The organism is Duganella sp. GW821-FHT01E12 (genome assembly GCF_059422325.1).
This window is the reverse complement of the sequence record NZ_JBWKWR010000004.1, coordinates 45520-72299: the sequence shown is the minus strand read 5'-3', so window position 1 is coordinate 72299 and position 26780 is coordinate 45520. Positions and strand designations below refer to the sequence as shown.

At 67.5% G+C, this 26780-nt stretch carries 20 protein-coding genes; 13 read left to right on the top strand and 7 right to left on the bottom strand.

What is annotated here, in order from left to right; genetic code table 11:
* Window positions 1-52 precede the first annotated feature (52 nt).
* Both AC07WS_RS13450 and AC07WS_RS13445 read right to left on the bottom strand, forming a co-directional pair.
* The gene (locus AC07WS_RS13450) at window positions 53-2356 is read right to left on the bottom strand and encodes a HAMP domain-containing sensor histidine kinase (protein WP_494729575.1); all 2304 of its coding nucleotides are present in this window, start codon (window positions 2354-2356) and stop codon (window positions 53-55) included.
* A 3-nt stretch (window positions 2357-2359) separates the two neighbouring features.
* A complete protein-coding gene (locus tag AC07WS_RS13445; RefSeq protein ID WP_494729574.1) occupies window positions 2360-3196 on the bottom strand; it encodes a phosphate/phosphite/phosphonate ABC transporter substrate-binding protein in 837 nt (278 codons plus the stop codon).
* Between the two features lie 233 nt (window positions 3197-3429).
* Between AC07WS_RS13445 and AC07WS_RS13440 the strand changes: the two genes are divergently transcribed.
* From AC07WS_RS13440 to AC07WS_RS13395, 10 genes are all read left to right on the top strand, one after another.
* The gene (locus AC07WS_RS13440; protein ID WP_494729573.1) at window positions 3430-5070 is read left to right on the top strand and encodes a methyl-accepting chemotaxis protein; all 1641 of its coding nucleotides are present in this window, start codon (window positions 3430-3432) and stop codon (window positions 5068-5070) included.
* Between the two features lie 97 nt (window positions 5071-5167).
* Window positions 5168-5725: a GNAT family N-acetyltransferase gene (locus tag AC07WS_RS13435; RefSeq protein WP_494729572.1), complete on the top strand. Its 558-nt coding sequence runs from the start codon at window positions 5168-5170 to the stop codon at window positions 5723-5725.
* A 176-nt stretch (window positions 5726-5901) separates the two neighbouring features.
* On the top strand, window positions 5902-7149 hold the full coding sequence (locus tag AC07WS_RS13430; protein ID WP_494729571.1) for an efflux RND transporter periplasmic adaptor subunit: 1248 nt from the start codon (window positions 5902-5904) through the stop codon (window positions 7147-7149).
* 17 nt (window positions 7150-7166) lie between these two features.
* A complete protein-coding gene (locus AC07WS_RS13425) occupies window positions 7167-7829 on the top strand; it encodes an ABC transporter ATP-binding protein (protein ID WP_161089663.1) in 663 nt (220 codons plus the stop codon).
* A gap of 9 nt (window positions 7830-7838) precedes the next feature.
* Complete coding sequence (locus AC07WS_RS13420) at window positions 7839-9077, top strand: ABC transporter permease (protein ID WP_494729570.1); 1239 nt, start codon at window positions 7839-7841, stop codon at window positions 9075-9077.
* A complete protein-coding gene (locus tag AC07WS_RS13415) occupies window positions 9077-10282 on the top strand; it encodes an ABC transporter permease (protein WP_494729569.1) in 1206 nt (401 codons plus the stop codon). Before AC07WS_RS13420 ends, AC07WS_RS13415 begins: the two co-directional genes overlap by 1 nt.
* A gap of 14 nt (window positions 10283-10296) precedes the next feature.
* Window positions 10297-11703, top strand: a complete 1407-nt coding sequence (locus tag AC07WS_RS13410) for a sigma-54-dependent transcriptional regulator (protein ID WP_494729568.1) — start codon at window positions 10297-10299, stop codon at window positions 11701-11703.
* Window positions 11700-13052, top strand: a complete 1353-nt coding sequence (locus AC07WS_RS13405; protein ID WP_494729567.1) for a sensor histidine kinase — start codon at window positions 11700-11702, stop codon at window positions 13050-13052. The genes AC07WS_RS13410 and AC07WS_RS13405 overlap by 4 nt, the downstream gene beginning before the upstream one ends.
* A 188-nt stretch (window positions 13053-13240) precedes the next feature.
* Window positions 13241-14641 carry an L-cystine transporter gene (locus AC07WS_RS13400; RefSeq protein WP_494729566.1) on the top strand — a complete coding sequence of 467 codons (1401 nt, stop codon included), beginning with the start codon at window positions 13241-13243 and terminating at the stop codon, window positions 14639-14641.
* 125 nt (window positions 14642-14766) lie between these two features.
* The gene (locus AC07WS_RS13395) at window positions 14767-14979 is read left to right on the top strand and encodes a hypothetical protein (protein ID WP_494729565.1); all 213 of its coding nucleotides are present in this window, start codon (window positions 14767-14769) and stop codon (window positions 14977-14979) included.
* Window positions 14980-15025: 46 nt separating this feature from the next.
* Here the strand turns inward: AC07WS_RS13395 and AC07WS_RS13390 are convergent, their stop codons facing one another.
* From AC07WS_RS13390 to AC07WS_RS13375, 4 genes are all read right to left on the bottom strand, one after another.
* Window positions 15026-16438, bottom strand: a complete 1413-nt coding sequence (locus AC07WS_RS13390; RefSeq protein WP_494729564.1) for an OmpP1/FadL family transporter — start codon at window positions 16436-16438, stop codon at window positions 15026-15028.
* 228 nt (window positions 16439-16666) lie between these two features.
* Entirely contained in the window at window positions 16667-19888 is a 3222-nt protein-coding gene (locus AC07WS_RS13385) for an efflux RND transporter permease subunit (protein WP_494729563.1), read from the bottom strand.
* A 3-nt stretch (window positions 19889-19891) separates the two neighbouring features.
* Window positions 19892-21100, bottom strand: coding sequence for an efflux RND transporter periplasmic adaptor subunit (locus AC07WS_RS13380; protein WP_494729562.1), 1209 nt, complete (start codon window positions 21098-21100; stop codon window positions 19892-19894).
* Between the two features lie 256 nt (window positions 21101-21356).
* A complete protein-coding gene (locus AC07WS_RS13375) occupies window positions 21357-21791 on the bottom strand; it encodes a divergent PAP2 family protein (protein ID WP_494729561.1) in 435 nt (144 codons plus the stop codon).
* 107 nt (window positions 21792-21898) lie between these two features.
* On the opposite strand from AC07WS_RS13375, the gene AC07WS_RS13370 reads away from it, so the two are divergent.
* The 3 genes from AC07WS_RS13370 to AC07WS_RS13360 are packed head-to-tail and all read left to right on the top strand — an operon-like array spanning window position 21899 to window position 24331.
* Entirely contained in the window at window positions 21899-22957 is a 1059-nt protein-coding gene (locus AC07WS_RS13370; RefSeq protein ID WP_494729560.1) for a DUF475 domain-containing protein, read from the top strand.
* A 37-nt stretch (window positions 22958-22994) separates the two neighbouring features.
* Window positions 22995-23366 carry a DUF8785 domain-containing protein gene (locus tag AC07WS_RS13365; protein ID WP_494729559.1) on the top strand — a complete coding sequence of 124 codons (372 nt, stop codon included), beginning with the start codon at window positions 22995-22997 and terminating at the stop codon, window positions 23364-23366.
* An 8-nt stretch (window positions 23367-23374) separates the two neighbouring features.
* Window positions 23375-24331 (top strand): hypothetical protein, encoded by a 957-nt coding sequence (locus AC07WS_RS13360; RefSeq protein ID WP_494729558.1) that lies wholly within the window; start codon window positions 23375-23377, stop codon window positions 24329-24331.
* A 102-nt stretch (window positions 24332-24433) separates the two neighbouring features.
* On the opposite strand, the gene AC07WS_RS13355 is transcribed toward AC07WS_RS13360, so the two are convergent.
* Window positions 24434-26689, bottom strand: a complete 2256-nt coding sequence (locus AC07WS_RS13355) for a coiled-coil domain-containing protein (RefSeq protein ID WP_494730006.1) — start codon at window positions 26687-26689, stop codon at window positions 24434-24436.
* Window positions 26690-26780: the final 91 nt, after the last annotated feature.

The following is a 26780-nucleotide window of genomic DNA, read 5'->3' as shown; positions in this document are numbered from 1 at the left end:
AGTGAATAGAACGCCAAGTGTAGAATGGAAACGCTACCAGCGGCGCGTTTTTTCAGGCCCGGTACACGGCCGGGGCGCAATACCGGGCCACCATGGCGACCATGTCTTCGAATTCGATCGGCTTGGCGATGAAGTCGTCGACGCCGGCGGCGCGGCATTCGTCGCGTTCGACTTCCAGCACATTGGCCGTCAGCGCCAGGATGGGCAGGCTGCGGTAGCCATGCGCGCGCAGCAGGCGCGTGGCCTCGTTGCCGTCCATGACCGGCATTTGCATATCCATCAACACGGCGTCGTAGAACGGGCCGCTCATCACCTGATCCACGCCCTCGCGGCCGTTGTTGGCCACGTCCACCTCCGCCCCTTCCAGCTGCAGCAAGGCGCAGGCGACTTGCTGGTTGAGCGGATTGTCCTCCACCAGCAGCAGCCTGAGCCCGGCCAGCCGCAGCCCCGGCGCCGCAGCGGGCACGGCGGCGGGCGACGCCGCGCTCGCGGCGCCGTCCCGCTGCGCCAGCGCCTGCAGCGCCTCGTACAGCATGGCCGGCGTCAGCGGCTTCATCAGAACCTGGTCCAGCACGCCGGCATCCTGCTGCATGCGCTGATGCAGGCCGTGCGTGGCCTCGGCCGCGGCCAGCGCCACGAACGGCGCCGCCGTCAGCCGGCGCAGGCGCACCACGCCGTCCCAGCTGTCCACGCCGTCGAACAGGAACAGTTCATACGTCCCGCCGGCGCGCAGCAGGGGCAGCGCGCCGGCCAGGTCGGCGACCCGGTCGGACTGGCCGCCGAAGCCGGCGATCATCGCCTGCAGCAGCTGGCGCGACTGTTCGCCGGCGCTCACCACCAGCACCTTCAACGGCAGGTCCGCGCGCGGCGCGCCCGGCGCCCCCCGGCCATACGACAGCGTGAACGAAAACGTGCTGCCGGCGCCGGGCGCGCTCTCCACCTGCAGCTCGCCGCCCATCAGGCGCACCAGCCGCTGGCTGATCGCCAGGCCGAGGCCGGTGCCGCCGAAGCGCCGCGTGGTCGAGCTTTCGGCCTGGGTGAAGGAATCGAAGATGCTGCCCTGCTGCTCGGGCGCGATGCCGATGCCGGTGTCGCGCACGGCAAAGTGCAGCCGGACCTGGCGGTCGTCGCCGTCCAGCAGGCGCACGCCCAGCACCACCGAGCCGCGCTCGGTGAACTTGACCGCGTTGCCGGCCAGGTTGACTAGCACCTGGTTGAGCCGCAGCGCGTCGCCCAGCAGCTCGGACGGCAGCGCCGGGTCGAGGTCGAACAGCACCTCGACCGGCTTGTCCTGCACGCTGGTGCCCAGGATCAGCGCCAGGTTGCGCAGCATCTGCTCCAGGTTGAACGGCACCTGCTCCAGCACCAGGTTGCCGGTTTCGACCTTGGAAAAATCCAGGATGTCGTTGAGGATGCCCAGCAGCGAATGGGCCGCCGCGTAGGTCTTGTCGACGTAGTCGCGCTGCTGCGGGCTCAGCTCGGTCAGCCGCAGCAGGTGCTGCATGCCGAGGATGCCGTTCATCGGCGTGCGGATCTCGTGGCTCATGGTGGCCAGGAACTGGCTCTTGACGCGCGTGGCGGCCTCGGCCCGGTTGCGCTCGACCAGCACCGCGTCGCGCTCGCGCGAGAGCTCCTCGGTGCGCTCGCGCACGCGCGCCTCCAGCGTCTCGCGCCCCTGCTGGATCGCCTGCGACATGTGGTTGAAGGCGCGCGTGGCCTGGGCGATCTCGTCGTTGCCCACCACCGCCAGCTGGCCGCCCAGCTGGCCGGCCGCGATCGTCTGCGCGCCGTGCGTGAACTGCGCGATCTGGCGGATCAGATAGCGCCCCAGCAGCAGCGAGAACAGGGCCACCATCGCCATCTCCAGCGCGGCCAGGCCCAGGCTCCAGCGCTGGGCCGCCGCCAGCGTCTGCTCCAGGCTGGCGACATCGAGCCCGAGCCGCACGCTGCCGTAGGTGACGCCGGCCACCGCCACCGGGCTGCTGACGGCGAACATGCCGTCGGCCGCCTCGGACAGGGACGCGTGCGGCACGAAGGGCTTGGCCAGCGCCTGCGGCTGGCCCGCCTCCACCAGCACGCGCTGGTCGGCGTCGAGCACCTGCGCGTACAGCGTGCCCTCGGTGCTGCTGAGCTGGCGGGCGAACGATTGCAAGCCTTCCAGGTCGTGGCTGATCACCGCGTCGCGCGACATGGCGGCAAAGGTCTCGGCCGTCACGCGCGCATGGCGCAGCACCTGCTGCTCGTTGGACTCGCGCAAAAAATGCAGCACGCTGAACACCAGCACGCCCAGCAGCAGCAGTTCGATCAGCGCGATGCCGAGGATGGTCTTGGCGCGGAAGCTCAGGGCCAGCCGCATGGCTTATTCCTGGATCCGGGCGTCGGCCGGCGAGATCGCCAGGCGGCGCACGTCGTCCCAGTCCTGGTCCTGGGCCGGCTCGAAGCCGTCGAAGCCTATCCCGGCCAGCAGCTTGAGCTGCACAGGGTCCAGGTTCATCTGCATCATCGCCGCCAGCACGCGCTGGCGCACGGCCGGGTCCAGCTGCGCACGGGTGGCGATGGCGTGCGTGGTGAAAGGCGCACTGGTCCACAACACCCGCAATTCGCGCGCGATGCGGCGGTCCAGCAGGTCCAGGGTGCGCGGCACGCCGCCGCCGGCCGGATACAGGCCCTGCGCCACGTCGCGGTACACCGAGTTGTGCGACTTGACGAAGGCGGCCTTGAACGGCACGCCCTGGCGCCGCAGCTCGGCCTGCACCAGCAGGGTCGCGCCGAAGGCGGCCGGAGTCGGGAAGGCCAGCGTGGCGCCGGACAGCTGCCTGAGCTCGCGCAGCGGGCTGTCCTTGCGCACCACCACCATCCCCCGCAGCCGCTCGCCCTTGGCGCGCGCCAGCGCCCGGTAGCCGGGCTTGGCGTGGTAGACCACGAAATGATAGGGGTTCATGTAGGCGAAATCGTATTCGCCGGCCGCCAGGCGGCGCTCGAAGGTGGGCACGTCCGGCGCGGTGGCAAAGCTGATCTTGACGCCGGCCTGCTCCGACAGCGCCGTCAGCACCGGCGTCCAGTTGACGGCCAGCTGCGACGCCGACTCCTGCGGCACCACGCCGAAGGTATAGCTGGTCTGCTGCGCCGACACCGTACCGGCCAGCGCCAACATCAACCAAGCGGCACACAGCCGGCGGTGGAATCGATGGGCCATGAGTAGTGTATTTCGCAAGAAAGCGGGATTTTCGATCATAGCATGCCCCCTCCCGCTCCAACGCAATTAATTGCTCTGGAATAAATCTTAATGTATATTAACGGCCCACAACTTGACGCACGGCCGATCCGCCCAAGCCCCGCGGTCGCCAGCCTTCCCTGGCCTTGCACCCGCCAACGCGTCCAGCCCCGCCCTGCGGGGACGCACGTTTTCACGAGAAACGGAATCACGACATGAACATCAAGAACCTCAAAGTCAGCACCCGGCTGGGGCTGGGCTTCGGCGCCATCCTGCTGATGCTGACCATCGCCAGCGTGCAGAACATCGCCAGCCTCGGCAAGCTCAACGACGGCACCGACGCCATCGTCGCCGACAGTTACACCAAGGTGGCGCAGGCGCAGGCGCTGATGAACCACAGCAACCGGATCGCCCGCTCGCTGCGCAACGCCCTGCTGATCCGCGACGACGCCAAGGCCGCCAAGGAACTGGACGTGATCGCCGACAAGCGCAAGGACATCGAGGCCGCCACGCAAAAGCTGGCCGGCCTGGTCAAGTCCGCGACCGGACGCGAGATGTTCGCCGCGCTGCAGGCGGCGCGCACGCCCTACGAGGCCGCGCTGGACGAGGTGATCCGCAAGCGCCGCGCCGGCGACGTCGACGGCGCCGTCGACTACATGCTGAACCAGATGCGCGAGCTGCAGTCGGCCTATATGAACCGCCTGGACGCGCTGATCGCCCACCAGAGCGAGGCCATGGAAACGAGCCGCGTCAAGGCCGACGCCACCTACGTCCAGGCGCGCAACCTGGCCATCGCGATGGGCCTGCTGTCGCTGGCCACCGGCGTGGCGGGCGCCATGCTGATCTCGCGCAAGCTGCTGGGCCAGCTCGGCGGCGAGCCGGACTACGTGGCCGGCATCGCCAGCCGGATCGCGGCCGGCGACCTGGCCGTGCCCATCGCCACCCGCAGCGGCGACCAGCGCAGCCTGCTGTTCGCGATCGCCGCCATGCGCGACAGCCTGGCCGAGATCGTCGGCCAGGTGCGCGGCGGCGCCGATTCCATCGTCACGGCCGCCACCGAGATCGCCGCCGGCAACCTCGACCTGTCCTCGCGCACCGAGCAGCAGGCCGGCTCGCTGGAGGAAACCGCCTCGTCGATGGAGGAGCTGACCGCCACCGTCAAGCAGAACACCGAGAGCGCGCGCCAGGCCAACACGCTGGCCGCCACCGCCTCGCAGACCGCCGTCGCCGGCGGCGCCGTGGTGGCCGACGTGGTCCACACCATGGGCGAGATCAACGAATCGGCCAGGAAGATCGTCGACATCATCAGCGTGATCGACGGCATCGCCTTCCAGACCAACATCCTGGCGCTGAACGCGGCGGTCGAGGCTGCGCGCGCCGGCGAACAGGGCCGCGGCTTCGCGGTCGTGGCCACCGAGGTGCGCACGCTGGCGCACCGCTCGGCCGCCGCGGCCAAGGAGATCAAGGCGTTGATCGACGACTCGGTCGGCAAGGTCGCCACCGGCACCGAGCTGGTCGGCGAGGCCGGCGCGACCATGGAAAAGATCGTCGCCGCAGTCAAGTCCGTCACCGAGATCATGGGCGAGATCAGCATCGCCAGCCACGAGCAGGAAGCCGGCATCGAGCAGATCAACCAGGCCATCGCCGAGATGGACACGGTGACGCAGCAGAACGCCGCCCTGGTCGAACAGGCGGCCGCCGCGGCCGAAGCGCAGCAGGACCAGGCGCATCAGCTGGTGCAGCTGGTGGGCGTGTTCAAGCTGGCCGCCGACCGCCGCGCGGCGCCGGTGTCCAGGCTCGCCCAGCGCAAGCCGTCGCAACAGGCGCTGAGCGCCCCGCTCCGCACCGCCGCCTAAGCCCCCGTCATTTTCCCCACTGGGGAAAATGACTTTTCCCCACTGGGGAAAATGACTTTCCGCCTGCGCGGGAATGACGATACGCTACAATCGGCCGATGAGCCAACCACCTATCGACCTGCTGGAGCCCGCCGACTTCGACGCGTTTCTCCGCTACCTCAACGATCACCTGTCCGACAACGGCCGGGGCGACACCGCCTACTTCCAGCCGCTGCCGCGCGGCGACTCCCGCTTCCCCGCCGACAAGGCCGACGCCTTCAAGACCGGCATGGTGACGCCGCTGGACGCGCCCGGCTGGCGCCGGGTCTGGGTGGCGCGCGCGGACGACGGCCGCATCGCCGGCCATGTCGACCTGCGCGCCCATCCCGAACGCCACGCCGCCCACCGCTGCCTGCTGGGCATGGGCGTGGACCGCGCCTTCCGCCGCCTGGGCCTGGGCAGCCGCCTGATCGCCCACGCCGCGCACTGGGCGCGCGCGTCGGCAGGACTCGACTGGATCGACCTGCAAGTGCTGTCGGTGAACGCGCCGGCGATCGCGCTGTACCGCCGCAACGGCTTCCAGCAAACCGGCGAAATCCCCGACCTGTTCCGCATCGACGGCCACAGCCTGGCCTACACCGGCATGAGCAAGCACCTCGGGCCGCGCCCCGCTTAGTCGCGGCCGGGGTGTCCGTATCCGGACGGTGTTGAACGAAGGCGGGCAGGCGCGCCCGCCCCGCCCCACGCGCCGGATCGCGCAGTAGCCTTGATTTTGCTGGCTTTGCGCGCCGCGCCGGCAGGTGGCACGGCTATTGCAATGGAGAGCGCAACTCTAGCTCTCTATCGCACCCCATGGACCAGGCGCTCAACCCCGATATCCTTTCCCGCCGCAAGCGCAAGACCGCGCTCGTCGTGGCCGCCGTGCTGGCCTCGCTGTGCGCGGCAGCGTGGGGCATCAACCGCGTGGTCAGCCCCAGCGTCGACGCCGCCAGCGTGGTGCTGGCCGAGGTCCGCGTCGGCAACATCGCCAACACCATCAACGCCTCCGGCATCGTCATCCCGGTCCACGAGGAACTGGTCTCCAGCCCGATCCAGACCCACGTGGCCAAGGTCCACGCCAAGCTGGGCCAGCAGGTCAAGGCCGGCGAGCTGCTGCTGGAACTGGACAACCGCACCATCGTGCTGGCCATCGACAGCATCCGCGAGCAGCTGGCCCAGCAGGAAAACCGCATCCTCGCGCTGACGCTGGAGATGGACCAGAAACGCAAGCAGCTGCTCAGCGCCATCGAGCTGCTGGAGCTGGACCTGCAAGCGACCCGCGTCAAGCTGGGCCGCTACCAGACGCTGCGCAAGGCCGGCGGCGTCTCGGCCGAGGACTTGCTGACCGCCGAGCTCAACGTCAAACGCAACGAGATCCAGCTGCGCCAGCAGCACGAGCAGATCGAGGACAGCAAGCGCGTCACCTCGTCCGGCATCGAGGGCGCGCGGCTGCAGAAGAGCATCCTGCAAAAGCAGCTGCAGCAGCAACAGGAGCTGCTGGCGCAGACCCAGGTGCGCGCGCCGTTCGCCGGCATGCTGACCTGGCTGCTGGCCGACGAGGGCGCCAGCCTGGCCACCGGCCAGCTGGTGGCCAAGGTCTCCGAGCTGAGCAACTACAAGGTCGAGGCCTCGCTGTCGGACTTCCACGCGCGCGCGCTCAACGCCGGCCAGGCGGTGCGCGTCGAGCAGGGCAACGTGCGGCTGGACGGCGTGGTGCAGACCATCCTGCCGGAGATCCAGAACGGCACCGTCAAGCTGCTGGTCACGCTCAACCAACCCAGCCACCCTATGCTGCGCAACAAGCTGCGGGTGGAGGTCAACATCGTCACCGAGCAGAAGCAGCGCACGCTGCTGGCCGACTACGGCCCGGCCTTCAACGGCCGCGGCCCGCAGGACATCTTCGTGGTGCGCGACGGCGTGGCCCGCAAGACCACGCTCAACATCGGCGCCAGCGACGGCAAGGCCGTCGAGATCCTGTCCGGCGCCCGCGCCGGCGACCGCCTCATCGTTTCGGACACCACCCGCTACAAGGAACGCGACAGCATCCGCGTCGCCCAATAATCATCGAAAGGACTATCATGATCCGCCTGAGCAACGTCAGCAAAACCTACCAGACCGACAAGGTCGAAACCCTGGCCCTGAAGGACATCGACCTGCATGTCGAAAAATCGGAGTTCGTCTGCATCATGGGCCCCAGCGGCTGCGGCAAGAGCACGCTGCTGAACCTGATCGGCCTGCTGGACCGTCCCGGCAGCGGCGCCATCCACGTGGGCGGCGCGCCGGTGGCCTCGTACAAGGACAAGCATGTGGCCAAGCTGCGCAACAACACCTTCGGCTTCATCTTCCAAAGCTTCCACCTGATCAACGACCTGCGCGTGATCGACAACGTCGAGCTGCCGCTGCTGTACCGCGACCTGTCGGCCAAGAAGCGCCAGCGGCTGGCGCGCGAGGCGCTGGAAAAGGTCGGCCTGGGCGCGCGCATGGACCACTACCCGAACCAGCTGTCGGGCGGCCAGCAGCAGCGCGTGGCGATCGCCCGCGCCATCGTCGGCCAGCCGCAGGTGCTGCTGGCCGACGAGCCGACCGGCAACCTGGACAGCAAGATGGGCCAGGAGGTGATGGACCTGCTGCTCAAGCTCAACAGCGAGGGCACGACCGTGGTGATGGTCACCCACGACGAGCAGGAAGCCAAGCGCGCCAGCCGCATCGTGCGCGTGTTCGACGGCCAGCTGGTCGCTTAAGGGGACGCCATGTTCAGGAATTATCTGCTGACCGCGTGGAAGGTCTTCATGCGCCGCAAGCTGTTCACCGCGATCAACCTGCTGTGCATCGTGCTCACGCTGGTGGTGCTGCTGGTGGTCACGGCGCTGCTGCAGAACGCCTTCTACCCCACCGGCGTCGAGGGCAAGAGCGAGCGCTTCGTGCAGGCGATGCTGATCGAGGCGCGCCACAGCGAGGCCAAGGGCGTGCGCCGCAGCCCGCTCGGCTTCAAGCTGATCGACAAGTACCTCAAGCCGCTGCCGGGCGTGGAGGCGGTCTCGGCCGCCACCATGCCGGAGACCGTGTCGGTCTACCAGGAAGGCCGCGTGAGCGAGCTGCTGATGCGCCGCACCGACGCCGAGTACTGGAAGATCCTCGACTTCAAGCTGCTGCAGGGCCGCCTGCCGGACCAGGCCGACGTCGACCAGGGCCGCTTCGTGGCCGTGGTCAACGCCAGCACGGCGCGCAAGCTGTTCCCCGGCCTGCCGGCGCTGGACCAGAAGATCAGCATCGGCGGCCAGTACTTCACCGTCATCGGCGTGGTCGAGGACGCCATGCACATCAACGCCTACGCCGACATCTGGGCGCCCGTCACCACCTTCCCGTCGACCGACTACCGCAGCCAGATGTTCGGCAACTTCAGCGTGCTGGTGCTGGCGCGCCAGGCCGCCGACCTGCCGCGCATCCAGCGCGACATCGCGGCGGCCGCCAAGACCGTGGTGTTCGACGATCCCAAGCAGTACAACATCGCCCGCGTCTGGGGCGACAGCAAGCTCGACCTGTTCGCCCGCATGCTGCTGCAGCAGGAAGGGGCCGACTCCGGCGCCGGCAAGCTGCTGCTCATCATCGGCGCCCTGATGCTGCTGTTCATGGCGCTGCCGGCGCTCAACCTGGTCAACCTGAACACCGGCCGCATCCTCGAGCGCAGCAGCGAGATCGGCGTGCGCAAGGCCTTCGGCGCCACCAGCGGCCACCTGGTGCGCCAGCTGGTGCTGGAAAACGTGCTGCTGTGCCTGGCCGGCGGCCTGATCGGCCTGGCCTGTGCGCGGCTGGTGCTGTGGTGGCTGGAGGGCTCGGGCCTGATCCCCTACCTGCATGTCGAGCTGAACCTGCCCATCTTCGGCATGGGCCTGCTGCTGGCGACCGTGTTCGGCCTGCTGTCGGGCGTGCTGCCGGCCTGGAAGATGTCCCGCCTCGACCCCGTCCACGCCTTGAAAGGAGCCGCATGATGCTGCGCCACTTACTGAAATTGATCTGGAAGCGCAAGTCGCGCAATATGATGCTGTCGCTGGAGATCCTGCTGGCCTTCGTGGTGGTGTTCGCCATCGCCGCGTTCGCGCTGCGCAGCTACCAGCTGTATCAACTGCCGACCGGCTTCCGCTACCAGGACGTGTGGTCGGTCGGGCTCAACGCCCGCACCGCGGCCGGCATCGAAGCCGATCCGCAGGTCTACGACAAATTGCGCCAGGGCCTGAAAGCCTTGCCGGAAGTGGAGGAAGTGAGCTTCACCAGCTTCCCGGTCTACGAGATGTCGAACTGGACCAGCGAATTCACGCTGCGCGAAGGCAAGCGCAAGTTTTCCTCCAACCTGTTCCAGATGAGCGATGAATTTCCCGCCGTGGCCAACATGACGCTGGCCGAGGGCCGCTGGTTCTCGCGGGCGGACGACGGCGCAGCCGAGCAGCCGGTGATCATCAACCGCCGCCTGGCGCAGAAGCTGTTCGACGGCAAGCCGGTGCTGGGCCAGGTATTCAGCGAGGACGAGGACAATCCGAAGCAGGCGCTCAAGCAGTACAAGGTGGTCGGCATCGTCGAGGAATTCCGCAGCCAGGGCGAGTTCATGTCGCCGACCAACTTCATGCTGGTGCGCCATCAGAACAGCACCGAGGGCGGTTCGCTCAATGCGATCCAGCTCAAGGTGCGGCCCGGCACGCCGCGCACCTTCGAGGCGGCGCTCAACCGCCAGCTCAAGCTGGTGCGCAACGACTGGAGCTACACCATCTCGCCGCTGGCCGACATGCGCACCACAATGTTCAAGGCCCAGACCATCCCGCTGACCGTGCTGGCCGTGATCGGCGCCTTCCTGCTGGTGATGGTGGCCTTCGGCCTGTTCGGCGTGCTGTGGCAGAACACCACCCAGCGCATCCCGGAGATCGGCCTGCGGCGCGCGATCGGCGCCGATTCCGGCCACATCTACGGCCAGATCATCGTCGAGCAGATGCTGCTCAGTTCGGGCGCCATCGTCATCGCGCTGCTGTTGCTGGTGCAGCTGCCGCTGACCGGCGTGCTGGGCGAGAGCCTGAACTGGCCGGTGTTTTTGATGGCCACGGCGCTATCGGCCGGCGTGATCTATCTGCTATCCTTGCTGTGTTCGCTCTATCCGGGCTGGCGCGCCGCGCGCCTGAGCCCGACCCAGGCGCTGCACTATGAATAGGCCAGTTTGAATCGATGGAATCATCCCGTAAACAACGCATCCTGATCGTCGATGACGACAGCGCGGTGCAGGTGTCGCTGGCGCTGCTGCTCAAGCAGTCCGGCTTCGACACCGTGTGCTGCGACGATCCGCAGCAGGCGCTGGCGCAGCTGGCGCGCCAGCCCGTCGACCTGGTGCTGCAGGACATGAACTTCTCGCTGCGCACCAGCGGCGAGGAAGGCTTGCAGCTGCTGGCCGAGATCAAGCGGCTGCAGCCGGCGCTGCCGGTGCTGCTGATGACCGCCTGGGGCTCGATCGCGCTGGCGGTCAAGGGCGTGCAGGCCGGCGCCGCCAACTTCTTCACCAAGCCGTGGGACAACGCCCAACTGATGGAGCTGATCCGCACCACGCTCGACACCGTCGCGCCTGCCCCGGCCGGCTGTCCGACGCGCGCCGCGCTCGACGCCCAGTTCGATTTCAGCGGCATCGTCGGCGAGCATCCGCGCCTGCTCAAGGTGCTGGCCACCGTCGGCCAGGTGGCGGCCACCAGGGCGCCGGTGCTGATCCTGGGCGAGAGCGGCTGCGGCAAGGAGCTGATCGCCGACGCCCTGCACCGCAACAGCCCGCGCGCGGCGCAGGCCATCGTCAAGATCAACATGGGGGCGATCACGCCGTCGCTGTTCGAGAGCGAGATGTTCGGCCACGTGCGCGGCGCCTTCACCGACGCCAAGAGCGACCGCAAGGGCCACGTCGCCAGCGCGCACGGGGGCACGCTGTTCCTCGACGAGATCGGCGAGCTCAACCGCTCGGACCAGGTCAAGCTGCTGCGCGTGCTGCAGGACCAGACCTACCAGGCGGTGGGCGCCAGCCGCATGGAGCGGGCCGACATCCGCGTGGTGTCGGCCACCAACCGCGAGCTGGCCGAGCTGGTGGCGGCCGGCGAGTTCCGCGAAGACCTGTTCTACCGGCTCAACCTGATCACGATACGCCTGCCGCCGCTGCGCGAACGGCGCAGCGACATCCCGCTGCTGGCGCGCCACATCATCGGCCAGGTGGCGGCCAGCTACGGCCTGGGGCCGGCCACCATCGCGCCGGCCGCGCTGGAGTGGCTCAGCGCGCAGCCGTGGCCGGGCAACATCCGCCAGCTCAAGCAGACGCTGGAGCGCACCCTGCTGCTGGTCGGCAAGAGCGAACTCAAGCAAGCGGACTTCATCGCCACCGAGCAGCACGAGCACGGCGGCGCGCCGGGCGGCCAGCGGCTGGGCGTGGACGGCATGACGCTGGAGCAGGTCGAGCGCCACATGATCGCCAAGGCGCTGGAGCAGCACCAGGGCAATATCTCGCGCGTGGCCAAGGCGCTGGGCCTGAGCCGCACCGCGCTGTACCGGCGGCTGGAACGCCACGGCCTGGGGTCCGAGGCCGGCCACGAAGCGCGCGCATGAGCCTGCGCCGCAGCCTGTACGCCTACCTGTGCGCCGCCCACCTGCTGTTCCTGGGCCTGGCCATCACCCTGTTCAGGCAGGCGCCGCTGCTGATGCTGGGGCTGGAGGCGGCCGTGCTGCTGAGCTTTGCGCTGGGCGTGCGGCTGATCCGGCGCGCGCTCGAGCCGCTCGGCTACACCCGCCACTTCCACGACCTGCTGCAGGACCAGCACTACGCTGCGCGGCTGCAGCAGAGCGGCGATCCGCAACTCAATGAACTGGTGCAGCTGTTCAACACCATGCTGGGCGCGCTGTACCAGGAGCGTTTGCAGCTGGGCGAACAGCAGGGCTTCCTCGACCGCCTGCTGGAGGCCACGCCGAGCGCGGTCATCGTGTTCGACTTCGACGGACGCATCAGCCTGCTCAACGCCAGCGCGCAGGCGCTGCTCAAGCGCGACGACGCCAAGGGCAAGCCGCTGTCGGCCTGCCTGCCGGCCGACGCCGGCGGCGACTATCCGGGCCTGCTGGCCCAGCTCGACGCGCTGCCGCTGGGCGAAAGCCAGTTGCTGACCGACACCGACGGCCGCCGCTACCGTGGCCAGCGGGGGCGCTTCTACGACCGCGGCTTCGCCCGCCACTTCCTGCTGGTCGAGGAGTTGACGGCCGAGCTGGAGAGCTCGGAAAAAGCCGCGTACGACAAGCTGATCCGCGTGCTGGCGCACGAGGTCAACAACACGGTGGCGGCCACCGGCTCGGTGCTCGATTCGCTGCTGTACTACCGCAGCCAGTTGGCCGAGCGCGACGGCGAGGACTTCAGCACCGCCATTGTCGCCGTCAAGCGGCGCAACGTCAGCCTGGGCGAGTTCATCGAGCGCTTCACGCGGGTGGTCAAGATGCCGGCGCCGGAGCTGCGGCCCAACGCCGTGCGCGACGTCATGGACGACATACTTTATTTGTATCGCGAGCCCTGCCGCAGCCGAGGCATCCACATCGGCTGGCAGCGCTGCGACGACGTGCCGGCCGTCGCGCTGGACCGGCACCTGATGGAGCAGGCGCTGCTCAACGTGGTCAAGAACGCGATGGAGGCGGTGGAAGCGGGCGCGGGCGACGACAAGCGGATCGAGTTCGTGCTGGCGGCCGAGGAAGGCGGCGTGCGGCTGTCGGTGATCGACAGCGGCGACCTGCTGGGCGAAGTGCCGGCGCGGCAACTGTTCACGCCCTTCTTCACCACCAAGAAAGGCGGCCAGGGGATAGGCCTGCTGTTCGTGCGCGAAGTGCTGAACCGTCACGGCTACCCCTACCGCCTGGCCGCCACCGGCGACGGCACAACCCGCTTCGACATCTGGCTACACAGCGGGGGTCAAGTCTGACATTCGGACACGAGCTCTGCCGTGGCGGGCCGGCCACGGCAGAGCTCGTGTCCGAATGTCAGACTTGACCCCACCGTTTTGCGTATATGGTTATCACCAAATATTCGTCCCGGCGCGCCAATCGCATATAAAATGGCCGCTTGTTTACCGGCCTCGACCACAATCCATCTCGCAGCAAAGGGCAGCCCATGACGATCAACGTAATTCTCAACCTGCTGGCGGCGCTGGCCCTGCTGGGCGTGCTGTACGCGCAGCAGCGCAAGCATGCTTCGTTCTCGGTGCGGGTGTTCACCGGCATGGGCCTGGGCGTGCTGCTCGGCGCCGCGCTGCAGGCGATCTACGGCGCCAGCGCGGCCGAGCTGCAAACCACCGGCGACTACCTCGACATCGTCGGCTCCGGCTACGTCAAGCTGCTGCAGATGATCATCATGCCGCTGATCATGGTGTCCATCATCTCCGCCATCCTCAAGCTCAAGGGCATCAACTCGCTGGGCAAGATCAGCGCGCTGACCATCGGCCTGCTGATGCTGACCACCCTCGTCGCGGCCGGCCTCGGCATCCTGATGGCCAAGCTGTTCCACCTGAGCGCGGTCGGCCTGACCGCCTCCGCCGCCGATGCCGCCCGCGGCGTCTACCTGCAGGGCAAGGTCGGGGCGGCCCAGGCCATCTCCCTGCCCGGCATGCTGCTGAGCTTCATCCCGGCCAATCCCTTCCTCGACATGACCGGCGGGCGCAAGACCTCGACCATCGCGGTGGTGATCTTCTCGGTGTTTATCGGCATCGCCGCCACCGGCATCCACGACAAGAAGCCGGACGTGTTCGCCTCGTTCGAGCGCTTCATCCAGGTCGCCCACGCCATCGTCATGCGCATCGTCACGCTGGTGCTGCGCCTGACCCCGTACGGCGTGTTCGCGCTGATGGCGCAGGTGGTGTCGACCTCCAGCTACACCGACATCCTGCACCTGATCGACTTCGTGCTGGCCTCGTACAGCGCGCTGATCCTGATGTTCTGCGTGCACCTGGCGCTCGTCGCCGGGGCCGGCCTGAACCCGGCGCGCTACGTAAAGAAAATCCTGCCGGTGCTGACCTTCGCCTTCACCTCGCGCAGCAGCGCCGGCGCCATCCCGATGAGCGTGCAGACCCAGACGCTGCGCCTGGGCACCTCGGAAGGCATCGCCAACTTCGCCGCCTCGTTCGGCGCCACCATCGGCCAGAACGGCTGCGCCGGCATCTACCCGGCCATGCTGGCGGTGATGATCGCGCCCACCGTCGGCATCGATCCGTTCACGCTGGGCTTCATCGCGCCGCTGCTGGCCATCATCACCATCGGTTCGGTGGGCGTGGCCGGGGTCGGCGGCGGCGCCACCTTCGCCGCGTTGATCGTACTGTCGTCGATGAACCTGCCGGTGGCGCTGGCCGGCCTGCTGATCTCGATCGAACCGCTGATCGACATGGGCCGCACCGCCCTCAACGTCAGCGGCTCGATCGCGGCCGGCACCGTCACCAGCCGGGTGCTGGGCGAGACCGACCTGCGCGTGTTCGACAGCGACGCCGAACTGCCGGTCGACAGCGACCGCAAGGCCGCCTGAACTTATTTGGCGTCGATGTCGAACATAACATCGCGCCCGGCCGCGGCTACGCCGCAAGCGTAAATCACGGAACCGGCCAGCGGCCGCGCGGTCTAATTTTTTCCCCGAGTTGAAAGGAAAAAATGATGACTTCGCTCTCCCTGACTTCCCGACTATTACTGGGCACAGCCCTGTGCGCCGCTGTGCTAGGCGGCTGCAACAAGCACGCGGCCGACCAGGCGCCGCCCAGCGTCAGCGCGCCCGAGCCGGCCTCCCCTGCCACGCCGCCGGCCAACACCACACCGCCCGCCAACCCGCCGGCCCAAAGCAGCGCGCCACCGCCGGCCACCAGCCAATAGGCGTAAAAAAAGGGCCCGTAGGCCCTTTATGCTGCGTCGTTTCGGCTTAGAACTTGTAGTTGTAAGCGATACCGATCAGCGACAGGTGGGTCTGGTAGGTGCCGCGCGTGGTTTCGCCGTTGCCCGTGCAGGTGGTCATCAGCGGGTTGCACTTGTTGGTGTAGTTCATCGACGCGTCCTTGAAATCCAGGAAGCTGTACGCCACGTCGATCGACGAGCGGGTGTTGAGCTTCCAGTTGGCGCCGATGGAGTACTGCATGCGGTCGCTGTCCGGCAGCGCTGGGTGGGTCAGCTCGGCGTTCTTGACTGGCGACTCGTCGTAGGCGATGCCGGCGCGCAGCGTCAGGTTTTCGTTGTAGACGTAGTTGCCGCCCAGCGAAACGCGCACGGTGTTCTTCCACTGCTGGCGGATCACTTCGGCGCCTTCGGTCGTGCCCGGGAACTGGATGTCCAGGTCGCCCAGACGGTTGTGGCGCACGAAGGTCACGTCGGCCATGCCGGCCCACTTGGCATCGAACTGGTGGAACACGTTGGCCGACAGCGTCTCAGGCGTGCGCAGCGCGACCAGCGCGGCCGAGTTGGCCTTGTTCGAGGCCTTCGACAACACGCCGTTGACGATAGGGTCGGACGTCACCTGCGAGAAGTCCCACACGGTGCTGCCGCGCAGCTGGTGCGAGATCGACGAGCGGTAAGCCAGGCCGAAGCGGGTGTTCTGGTCCAGCGTGAACATATAGCCCAGGTTGAAGCCCCAGCCCCAATCCTTGCCGTCGTTGGAGCCGTGCGCGTCGCCCGCCGTGCGCAGCAGTTTCGGGTTGCCGCCCAGCAGACCGATCTGATTGGCCAGCGCCGCGCCTTGCGGGGAGGTCAGCAGCACAGCGACCGAGCCGGGAACATCCACGGCCTGGCCCAGGCTGGCCTTCATGAACTCGGCGTCGATGCCGAAGCCGAAGGCGTGGTGCTCGTCCAGCTTGAACGAGGCCGATGGGTTCAGCGTGACCGATTCCAGCTTCACGTCGGACAGCGCGTAGCGGCCGGTCCAGGTGTTGCCATAGTTGATCTTGGTACCGTATGGCACGAACATGCCCATGCCGACGGTCCACTTGTCGTTCAGTTTCTTGCTCAGGTACAGCGCTGGCGCGACCACGGCGGTCGGCACGTAGTCATTGGCGGCGGTGCCGCCGGTCGGGGTGCCGGTGAAGCGGGTCGAGCCGCTATCGCTGAAGGTCGAATGCGGCACCACAACGGTGGCGCCGGCGCTCACCTGCATACCGTCCAGGCGGGACAGGCCGGCCGGATTGTAGAAAATGGTCGAGGCGTCGTTGGCTTCGGCGGCGTTGGCGTCCGCCGTGCCCTGGGCCGACACGCTCTGCGAGCCGAAACGGTAACCGGACGCCTGGGCGCCTGCGGACATGGCGCTCAGAGCGGCGGCAATGATCAGGGGGAGGTATTTGTGTTGCATGGTGGTCTCGCTTTATAAGTTGGCGGCTCTGCGCCAGGTTTTTCTGGATTTCTTGCGCCAAAACCGGTGCAGGAAGGCCAGCAGCATACTACATTTATAAAACTATTCAAAAGGCAAGTCGTTAGAAGTAAAGCTCTAATTAAAACCTTGAAACCGAGCAGTTGCTCTGCATTCCAGGCGTCAAAAAAGGGCCCGCAGGCCCTTTTTTAGTGTCGACAAAACAACGACTTAATGCGGGTCCAGCGCGGCGGACGGCATGTTGCGGCCGCCCTTGCCCGTCACCTTGTACACCACCCACATCACCATGCGGAACACGAAGCGCACGAAGATCAGCGTCAGCAGCGCCTCGACCAGGGTCATGATCAGCGCCGGCGCCGCCGTCCAGCGCGCCGCGCGGCGGTGGAACTTGGCGATCGCGCGATCCTTGGCGATCTCGATGCTGTCGTAGAAGGTCGGCACCACCAGCAAGGTCAGGATGGTCGAGGTGATGGTGCCGCCGATGATGGCGATCGCCAGCGGACGGTAGAACTCGCCGCCCTCGCCCAGCCCCAGCGCGACCGGGAACATGCCGGCGATCAGCGCGAAGGTGGTCATCAGGATGGGACGCAGGCGCATGCGGCCCGCGTACATCAGCGCGTCCTCGCGGCCGTAGCCCTCGGCCTCGCGCTTGCGCGCCGCGTCCAGCAAGAGGATGGCGTTCTTCGCCACCAGGCCCATCAGCATGATGACGCCGATAAAGCTCATCAGGTTGAGCGTGCCGCCGGTGATCAGCAGCGCCACCACCACGCCGATCAGCGACAGCGGCAGCGACAGCATCACCGCCACCGGCGCCGTGAACGAACCGAACTGCATCACCAGGATCAGGTACATCAGGCCGATGCCCATGACCAGCGCGATGCCCATCTCCGTGAACAGCTCGCTCTGGTTCTTGCCGTCGCCGCCTAGGTCCAGGCCATAGCCGGGCGGGAAGTCGATCGCGTTGGCCAGCTTCATGGCGTCGGCCGTCACCTCGCCGGGCGAACGGCCCTGCACGTTGGCCGACACGGTCACGGTGCGCTTGCCGTTCTTGTGCTCGATGGTGGACGGGCCCTTGCCCATCGTGATCGTGGCGATCTGGTCCAGCGGCACCATCTGGTTGGTGCCCGTGACCGAGATCGGCAGGCGCTCGATGTTTTCCGAGTTGACGCGGTCTTCCGGCGCCAGGCGTACCGCGACGTCGCGCGATTCGCCGGTCGGGTCGACCCAGTCGCCCACCTCGACGCCGGCGAACGCCACCCGCAGCGACTGCGCCGCGTCGTTGACGGAAATGCCCATCGAATTGGCCAGGCCGCGGTTGAGCTCGATCTGCAGCTCGTTCTTCGGGTCCTGCTGCGACAGGCCGACGTCCACCGCGCCCGGGATCTGGCGCAGCTTGTCCATGTAGGCGTTGGTGATCTCCATCAGGCGGCGCGAATCCGGGCCGGTGAATTCGATCTGCACCGGCTTGCCCGAGTTGCCCAGGTCGTCGATCACCGAGATCTCGGCGCCGGCGATGTGGCTCATCTTCTCGCGCAGCTCGGCGCCGATCTGGAACGCGGTGCGCTTGCGGTACTGGCGCTTGCCGATGTCGATATAGATGCGGCCGCCGCCGGCGTTGATGTTGGAGTTGGTGTCCTTGGTTTCAGCAATGGTGCGGGCGATGGCGGCCACGGTCTCCATCTTGCGGCGCGCGATCTCCACGCTGCCCGACGGCGGCATGCGCACGTCGATGGCGATGGTGCTGCGGTCGGCCGCCGGCAGGAAGCTCGAACCGCCCCACTTGGCGTGCAGCACGATGGCGCCGACGAAGGTGCCGAAGGCGATCACGGCCATCCAGCGGCGGTGGTGCAGCGCCCAGGCGATCACGTGGCCGTAGCGGTCGGACTGGTGGTCGAACCAGTCGTTGAACTTCTGCAGGAACTTGCCCAGGCCCTTCTTCGGCGCCGTGTGGTGGTCGACCGGGTCGCCCCAGTAGGCCGACAGCATCGGGTCGAGCGTGAACGAGATGCCCAGGCTGACCAGCACCGAGCAGGTCACCGTCAGCGCGAACGGACGGAACCATTCACCCGAGATGCCCGGCATGAAGGCCACCGGAATGAACACGGCGATGATGGAGAAGGTGGTCGCGGCCACGGCCAGGCCGATCTCGGCGGTGCCGTTGAGGGCGGCCGTGCGGCGGTCAAAGCCCATCTGCATGTGGCGCACGATGTTTTCCCGCACCACGATGGCGTCGTCGATCAGCACGCCGATCGCCAGCGACAGGCCCAGCAGCGTCATGAAGTTCAGCGTGAAACCGCACAACCACACGGCGATGAAGGCCGCCACCACCGAGGTCGGCAGGCTCATGGCGGTGATCAGGGTCGAGCGCCACGAGTTCAGGAAGGCGTACACCACGAAGATGGTCAGCACCGCGCCCAGCACCAGCGATTCGATCACGTTGTTCAGGCTGCGCTGCGAATCGTCGCCGCCGTCGCGCGTGATTTCCAGCTTGGTGCCGGCCGGCAGCGTGGCGTTGATCGCCTTGATTTCCTCGCGCAGCTTGACCGCCACCGACACCGTGCTGGCGTCGCGCGAACGGGAGATGGCGATGCCGACGTTGGGCTTGCCGCTGCGGATGCTCAGGCCGTTGATCTCGGCGAAGCCGTCCTCGATGGTGGCCAGCTGCGCCAGCCGCACCACCTCGTCGCCGCGGCGCTTGACCACCACGCCCTCGAATTCGCGCGGGGTGATGATGCGGCCGACCAGGCGTATGCTCTTCTCGTCGAGCACGCCGCGCACCTTGCCCACCGGCGCGTTGGTGTTCTGGTTGCGCAGCGCGTTGACCACCTCGCTGACCGAGACGTTATATTCGCGCAGCTTTTCCGCGTGCAGCAGCACCGACAGCTCGCGCTTGAGCGAACCGTTGACCTGCACCTGCGACACGCCGTCCACCGCGCGGAAGCGGTCGGACAGGGTGTCCTCGGCCAGGCGCGAAATCTCGGCGTGGCTCTGGCTGGTCGACGACAGCGAAATCTGCATCACCGGATCGGAGGCCGGGTCGATGCGCTGCAGGATGGGCTCGCGCATCTCGGTGGGCAGCTTGTAGCGCACCGAGGCGATCGCGTTGCGGATCTCGTCGGAGGCCTCGATCAGGTTCTTCTTGAAGCTGAACTCGATGAAGATCTGCGCCGAGCCTTCGTTGGCCGTGCTCTCGAGCTTGGTGGCGCCGGAAATGGCCAGCAGCGGCTTTTCCAGGCGGTTGACGATCTCGCGCTCGACCGTGTCGGGCGAGGCGCCCGGATACGGCACGCTGACGATGATGAACGGCACTTCGACGTCCGGATTCTGGTTGACGCGCAGCTTCTTCAGCGCCAGCAAGCCCAGGCACATCATGGCGACGATCAGGACGATGGTCGCGATCGGCCGTTTGATACTGAAATCGGATAAGAACATGGATCAGTTCCCTTTCGCTGCGGTGCTCTGCACAGGGGCGGCCGAGGCCTGGGCCGCGCCGTTGCCGGCCGGCGCCACTCTCGATGCCGCCAGTTCGACGCCCTGACCCTCTTTGTAGCCGGAGTTCGGCACGCGCAGCACGCGGTCGCCGGCGGCCAGGCCGCTGCGCACTTCCCACTGGCCGGTGCGCGGATCGCGCACGCCGATGCTGAGCGTCACCTTGTTGAGCGCCTTGCCGTTGACGCGCCAGGTATAGCTTTGATCGCCGCTGACCACCAGCGCCGAGTCGGGGATCATCAGCGAATTGGAGATGTCGGACTCGACGCGGCCTTCCGCGTACAGGCCGGCCACGCCGGGCATGTCCTGGCCGGCGAACTCGACGAGCACCTCGACCTGGCGCGTGACCGCGTTGGCCGACGGATCGACCCGCTTGACGCGGCCGCTGAAGTCGCGGTTCTGGTAGCCGTTGATGCGGAAGCGCACCGGCTGGCCGACCTTGACCACGCCGATCTTGTCGGCCGACACCAGGCCCTCGAAGCGCATGCTGGCCGGATCGATCACCTTGATCAGTTCCTTGCCGATGGCGGCCGTGTCGCCGTTGGACACCTTGCGCTCGCTGACGATGCCGTCGAACGGCGCGCGCACCAGCGTGCGGGTGAGCTGCTGGTGGGCCGCGACCGAGCGCGACTTGGCGCCCGCCAGCTCGCTCTGGGCGTTGTTGCGGCGGATCTCGGAGTCCTCCAGCGCCTGGGTCGACACCATGCCCGACGAGCGCAGCGTCTTCTGGCGCTCGAACATGCGGGTGGCCTGCTCCAGCGACTGCTGGGCGGCGCGGGTGGCCTCGTCGGCCGAATTGAGGGCATCGCGGATCGAGGTCTCGTCCAGGCGCACCAGGATGTCGCCCTTCTTGACCGCCTCGCCATTTTCCTTCATCACTTGCAGCACCACCGCGCTCACCTCGGCGCGCAGGTCGGCCTTGCGCTCGGGCTGGACCGAACCGGTGATGACCGGCCCCGAGGCCAGCGCGTTCGATTCGATGGTCAGCAGGTCCTCCGGCGCCAGCGACAGGACGGCCGGGGTCTTGCCGTCCTTGCCGTCCTTGGCGGCGGTGGCCGAGGCGCTGGCGCCCGCCTTTTCAGGCTCCTTGGAGGACTTGCCGCAGGCAACCAGGGCTGAAGCGACGGCGAGAGCTAGAAGGGTTTTGCGCAACATAAAGTTCTCCGAGAAAGTGGCACGTTGGTGCTATTAATAGCTTGTAAAGTTTTAGCCAGACTACAGGGCGCAGAGTATCCCCGAGTGTCCGGAACCGGTCAATGCACGTGCGACTGGACGACAAAAAACGTGGCTGAATTGCCAAATGCTGGGATAGACGGTGAAATGTCAGCATAGGCCGGAGCGGCCAAAAGAACAGGAAAACCGCCGGGGAATGCGGCCCGGCGCACCAGGACGGTGCGCCGGCGGGGCCGGGTCAGCCGCGGCCGAACACGGCGTGGATGGCGTGGGCGATGGCGATGCCGGTGCACAGGCCGCCGGCGATCTCCACCAGCGTGTGGCCCATGCGCTCGCGCAGCCAGGTGTGGCCCTTGCTTGCGGCCTGGTCGCCGTCGGCCAGCCGGTTGATCGCCGCCGCCTGCTTGCCGACGTGCTGGCGCAGGCTGTTGGCGTCGATGACGACGATGAAGCACAGGGTCACCGCCACCCCGAAGGCCGGATGGCCGATGCCCTCGCGCAGCGCGATCAGCGTCGCCATGCTCGACACCACCGCGCTGTGATTGCTGGGAAAACCGCCGTTGCCGACCAGCTTGAACGCCCATTTGCGCGCCTTGGCGCTATTAATCAGAAACTTGATCGGTCCCACCGTGATCCAGGTGATCAGCGGGGTGACGAGATAAGCGATGTCCATCGGTGGTTCCTTTGCATTTTTGTGGCCACATTATCGCAGATGGGTCCCCAGCGACGGAAGCAAGTAATATAAAATTCAGCCCTGTCCCCATTTCCATAAAAACAACGATGCGACACTTCCGACTCTCCCTGGCAGTCACCCTGGTCCTCATGGCGCTGGCCGCCTGGTGGGGCTACCACCACGGCGGCGCCGCCGGCCTGCTGCAGGCGGTGTGGGTGGCCGCCGTGCTGGGCGTGATGGAAGTCTCGCTGTCGTTCGACAACGCCGTGGTCAACGCCTCGGTGCTGCGGCACTGGGACGCGTTCTGGCAAAAGCTGTTCCTGACGGTGGGCATCGTCGTGGCCGTGTTCGGCATGCGGCTGCTGTTCCCGCTGCTGATCGTCTCGCTGGCCACCGGCCTGGGCCTGGCCGACGTGTGGCAGATGGCCACCGCCAACCCGGCCGAATACTCGCGCCACCTGACCGGCGCCCACGCCCAGGTGGCGGCCTTCGGCGGCGCCTTCCTGCTGCTGGTGTTCCTCAACTTCCTGTTCGACGAGGAAAAGGAGTTGCACTGGCTGGGCTGGCTGGAGAAGAAAATGGGCCAGCACGGCACCGAAACGCTGGCCGTGCTGCTGGCGCTGGGCGCGGTGTTCGGCTGCGTCGGCCTGGTGCCGGTGGAGGAAAAGTACACGGTGCTGGCGGCCGGCGTGATCGGCGTGGTGGTCTACCTGGCGGTCGGCTGGATCAGCACGCTGCTGGAGGAGGAACCGCCCGAGGACGAGGACGACATCACCGAGGCCGGCGTCGGCGCGGTGGTGGCGACCGTGGCGCGCGGCAGCTTCGGCGGCTTCCTGTACCTGGAAGTGCTGGACGCCTCGTTCAGCTTTGACGGCGTGATCGGCGCCTTCGCCATCACCAGCGACGTCGTCATCATCATGCTGGGGCTGGCCATCGGCGCCATGTTCGTGCGCTCGCTGACCGTGTTCCTGGTGCACAAGGGCACGCTGGAGGAATACGTCTACCTGGAGCACGGCGCCCACTACGCCATCGGCATCCTGGCGCTGATCATGCTGGCCAGCGTCAAATACCACATCCCGGAATGGCTGACCGGCCTGTCGGGCGCGGCCTTCATCGCCGTATCGCTGTGGTCGTCGATCCGTCACAAGCGCCGGCTGGCCGCGTGATAAGATTTAAAACATTGCACTCAACTCAAGCGTATCCATGACCACTTCCAAACGCGTAACGCTCTACCTCGCCGGCCTGCTGGGCGCCGCCCTGCTGCTCTTCATCGCCTACACCTGGGTCATGCTGCACATCTCGTACTCGAACGGCGAACGGGCGGGCTACCTGCAAAAGTTCTCCAGCCGGGGCTGGGTCTGCAAGACCTGGGAAGGCGAGATCCTGCTGACCTCGATGCCGGGCGCCATACCCGAGAAATTTGAATTCAGCGTGCGCGACGACGCCGTCGCCCAGCAGCTGATGGCCGCCACCGGCAAGCGCGTGGTGCTGAGCTACGCCCAGCACAAAGGCGTGCCCAGCCAGTGCTTCGGCGAGACCGAGTACTACATCACCAAGGTGCAGGTTCAACCCTGAGGCCGTCCATGTCCCGGCGCCCATCCCTCCTGCTCGCAACCGTGTTGATGGCCGGCGCCGCCTCGGCGCAAGACCTGTCGATGCAGGGTGGCGCGCTGCGCGTCAGCGGCGCGCATGAAAACTCGTTCGCGGTCGGCGTCAACTACGTCCAGCCGTTCGGCGACTACCTCGCGCTCAGCCTGGGCTACCTGAACGAAGGGCATCCGACCAACCACCACCGCGACGGCGTGTCCGGCCAGGTGTGGCTGCGTTCGCGCGTCAGCGAGCAAGGCATGTCGTGGGCGGTGGGCGCGGGCCAGTACTATTTCTTCGACACTTCGCGTCCGCGCGGGGGCAGCGAGGCCTACATCAACGACCACGGCTGGGCGCCGATCTACAGCGTGCAAGCCACCTGGCACCATCCCAGCCGCTGGTACACGCAGGTGCAGCTGAACCGCGTGATACCGACCGGCGCCAAGGAGCCGACCACCTCGCTGCTGGTGGGCGTGGGCTACCGCTTCGACACCGTGCGCGGCGACAAGCTGCATCTGGACGGCGGCAACAGCACCGACGACACGCTGACGCTGCTGGCCGGGCAAAGCATCGTCAACAGCCTGGAGTCGGAGCGTTCGCGGGCCGGCACCATCGAATACCGGCGCGCGGTCGGGCGCTATGTGGACTGGACCGTGAGCGGCCTGCGCGAAGGCACCTCGGCCGGCACGCACCGCAGCGGCGTGGCGACGCAGCTGTGGCTGATCCGGTCCTTGAACCGCGAAGTGGAACTGGGGATGGGCGTGGGGCCCTACCTGGCCTTCGAAGTGCACGACGTGCCGGGCCCGCACTCGCACCAGGCGGGCCTGGTGTCGATAGCGGGACGCTACCATTTCAACAAACGGGTAGTCGGCACGCTATCGCTGAACCGCGTCGTCACCGACTACCACCGCGACGCCGACCTGCTGCTGCTCGGCCTGGGCTACAGCTACTAAATTAAATTGGGGTCAAGTCTGACATTCGGACACGAGCTCTGCGGTAGGCGCGCGCCTACCGCAGAGCTCGTGTCCGAATGTCAGACTTGACCCCACTGTTTTTTAGCGGGCGCGCCAGACGGCTTTGCCGGCTTCGGCTGGCGGCGTCAGGCGGGCCGCTTCCTTGCGGGCGCGCGCTGCGTCCAAGGTGGCGACCACTGCGCCCTCTTCCGCTTGCTTGCATTCGCCGGCGGCCGCGGCCACCTTGGCCTGCACCGCTGCCAGCGCTTTTTGCGCGGCGGCGTGACGGCGGGTTTCCAGTTCCAGCAATTTCTGCTTGGCGGCGGTCATCGCGGCCGTGGTGTCGGCCACCTTGCGCTGCATCGCCGCGTGCGCTTGTGCCGTCTCCAGCAGGGCTTGCTGCGCGGCGGCCTTGTCGGCCACGGCCTGCGTCGCGGCCTGCTCGGCCAGCTCGCGCTGGTGCATCGCGTCGGCTTCGGTCTGCTCGGCGTCGGCGCGCTGGCGCGCACTGGTCGCCACGTTGCGCTCGGCTTCCAGACGGCCCGCGATCGCTTTCGATGCGCGGATTTCCGAGGCCGTGGTCAAACGCTGCTGCGTCAGCTTCTGGTCGATCAGCGCCAGCGATTGACGCTCGGTCTCGACGAATTCGCGTTCAGCCAGCAGCAGCGCTTCGGCGGTGGCGGCCTTCTCCTGCTCGACGCGCGCACGCTCGGCATGCACCACGCCCAGCTCGACCGCCAGACGCGCCTGCGCCGCCAGCGCCTGGCCGGCGATGGCTTTCTGTTCCGCCTCCAGCGACACCTGCTGCGCCATCACGCGCGCCGCTTCGGCTTCCTTGTCGGCGGCGGCGGCCAGGCGCTGCTCGGCTTCCTTCTGCTCGCGATACGCTTCGGTCTGCGCGCGCTCGGCGGCGATGCGCTGCTGCGCCGCGTCGCTGGCCTCCTGCTCGGCTTGCAACTTCTCCTTCAACGCGGCGATGGCTTGCTGCTCGGCGGCGGCGCGCGCCTGCTCGGCCTGCAACAAAGCCTCGGCCTGCGCGGTCTTTTGCATGGCCAGCGCGTTGGCCTGATTCTGCGCCTCGACATGCAGCGCCAGCGTGGCGATTTCCTGTTGTTCGGCGGCGTTCTGGCTGGCGGCCAGCTCGGCGGCGGCACGCGACAGGGCCGCGCGTTCCTCGGCCAGCTCGGCGGCGCGCTGCTGTTCCAGGCTGTCGGCACGGGCCGCCTCGGCGGCGGCTTCGTCCGCTGCCTGGCGCAGCTTGGCCTGCTCCAGCGCCTGCGTTTCAGCCTCGACCTTGGCATGGGTTTTCAGTTCGGCTTCCTGCTCGGCCTGCACGCGGGCCAGCGCGACCGCGCGCAGCTGGCTGTCGACCTCGATGCGCGCCTCGGTGGCGGCCAGGATGCTGGCGTCCGCGTCGCGGCGCGCCTGGGCGCTGGCGGCGGCCACCATCTCCAGGCGTTCGCGGTGGATCGCCGCGTCGCGGATTTCCTTTTCGGTTTGCAGGCGCAGATGCAGCGATTGCGCGGCGCTGCGCTCGGATTCGGCCTTGGCCAGCGCGATCTGCTCGCGCTCCTGCTCCAGATGCGCCAGCGCGCGGGCCTCCTCCAGCGCGCGCACCTCGGCGGCGGCGCGGTTGAAGGCCGACTCCAGCGCGATCTGGTCGGCGCGTTCGCGCTGCACGGTCAGGTCCAGCGCCTCGGCCTCGGCTTGCGCCAGCATCTGCGCGGTCTGGCGGGCGGCGTAGGCGTGGCGTTCGCGTTCGCGCGCCAGCGTGGCCACGCGGGCGTCGGCCGACGCGATGCCCACCACTTCCTCCTTGGCGGCCTGCACCGCTGCCACGCGCTCCACCGCCTGCAGACGGGCTTGCTCGGTTTGCGCGGCCAGTTCCTCGGCGGCGCGCGCGGCTTGCTCGGCCAGTTCGGATTCGGCGGCGATCTGTTCGTGGGCGCGCTTGCGGCTTTCGCTCTCGGCCTTGGCGCGCTGTTCGGCGGCCACGCGGATCTGCGTATCGGCCTCGACGCGGGCGCGCAGCTCGGCGGTCTCCTGTTTGACGGCGTCCAGCCGGGCCACGCTGGCCTGGGCGGCGGCGCGCAGCGATTCAAGGCGCTCGCGGTTGGCGGCGATCGCCTCTTCTGACGCCTGCGCGTTCTGCAGCGCGACGGCGGCGGCGGCGGCGTCCATGGCGGCGCGGTCCTCGGCCAGCGCGCGGGCGCGGGCTTCGGCGTGGGCGCGGTTCTCGGCGGCGCAGGCGGCTTTGGCGTCGGCCTCGACGCGGGCGATCGCTTCCTGGATCGCCTTCATTTCCATCGCGGCGCGCGGGGTGTGGCTCGGTTCGTCCGGGTCATGCAGCGATACCATGGGGAGCAGAGTGACGCTGTCTGGTGCGCTGTCTTGTTTGGCCATTTGTGCTTGCATGAGAGTTCTCGCTAGACGATATGCCCCGGCACCC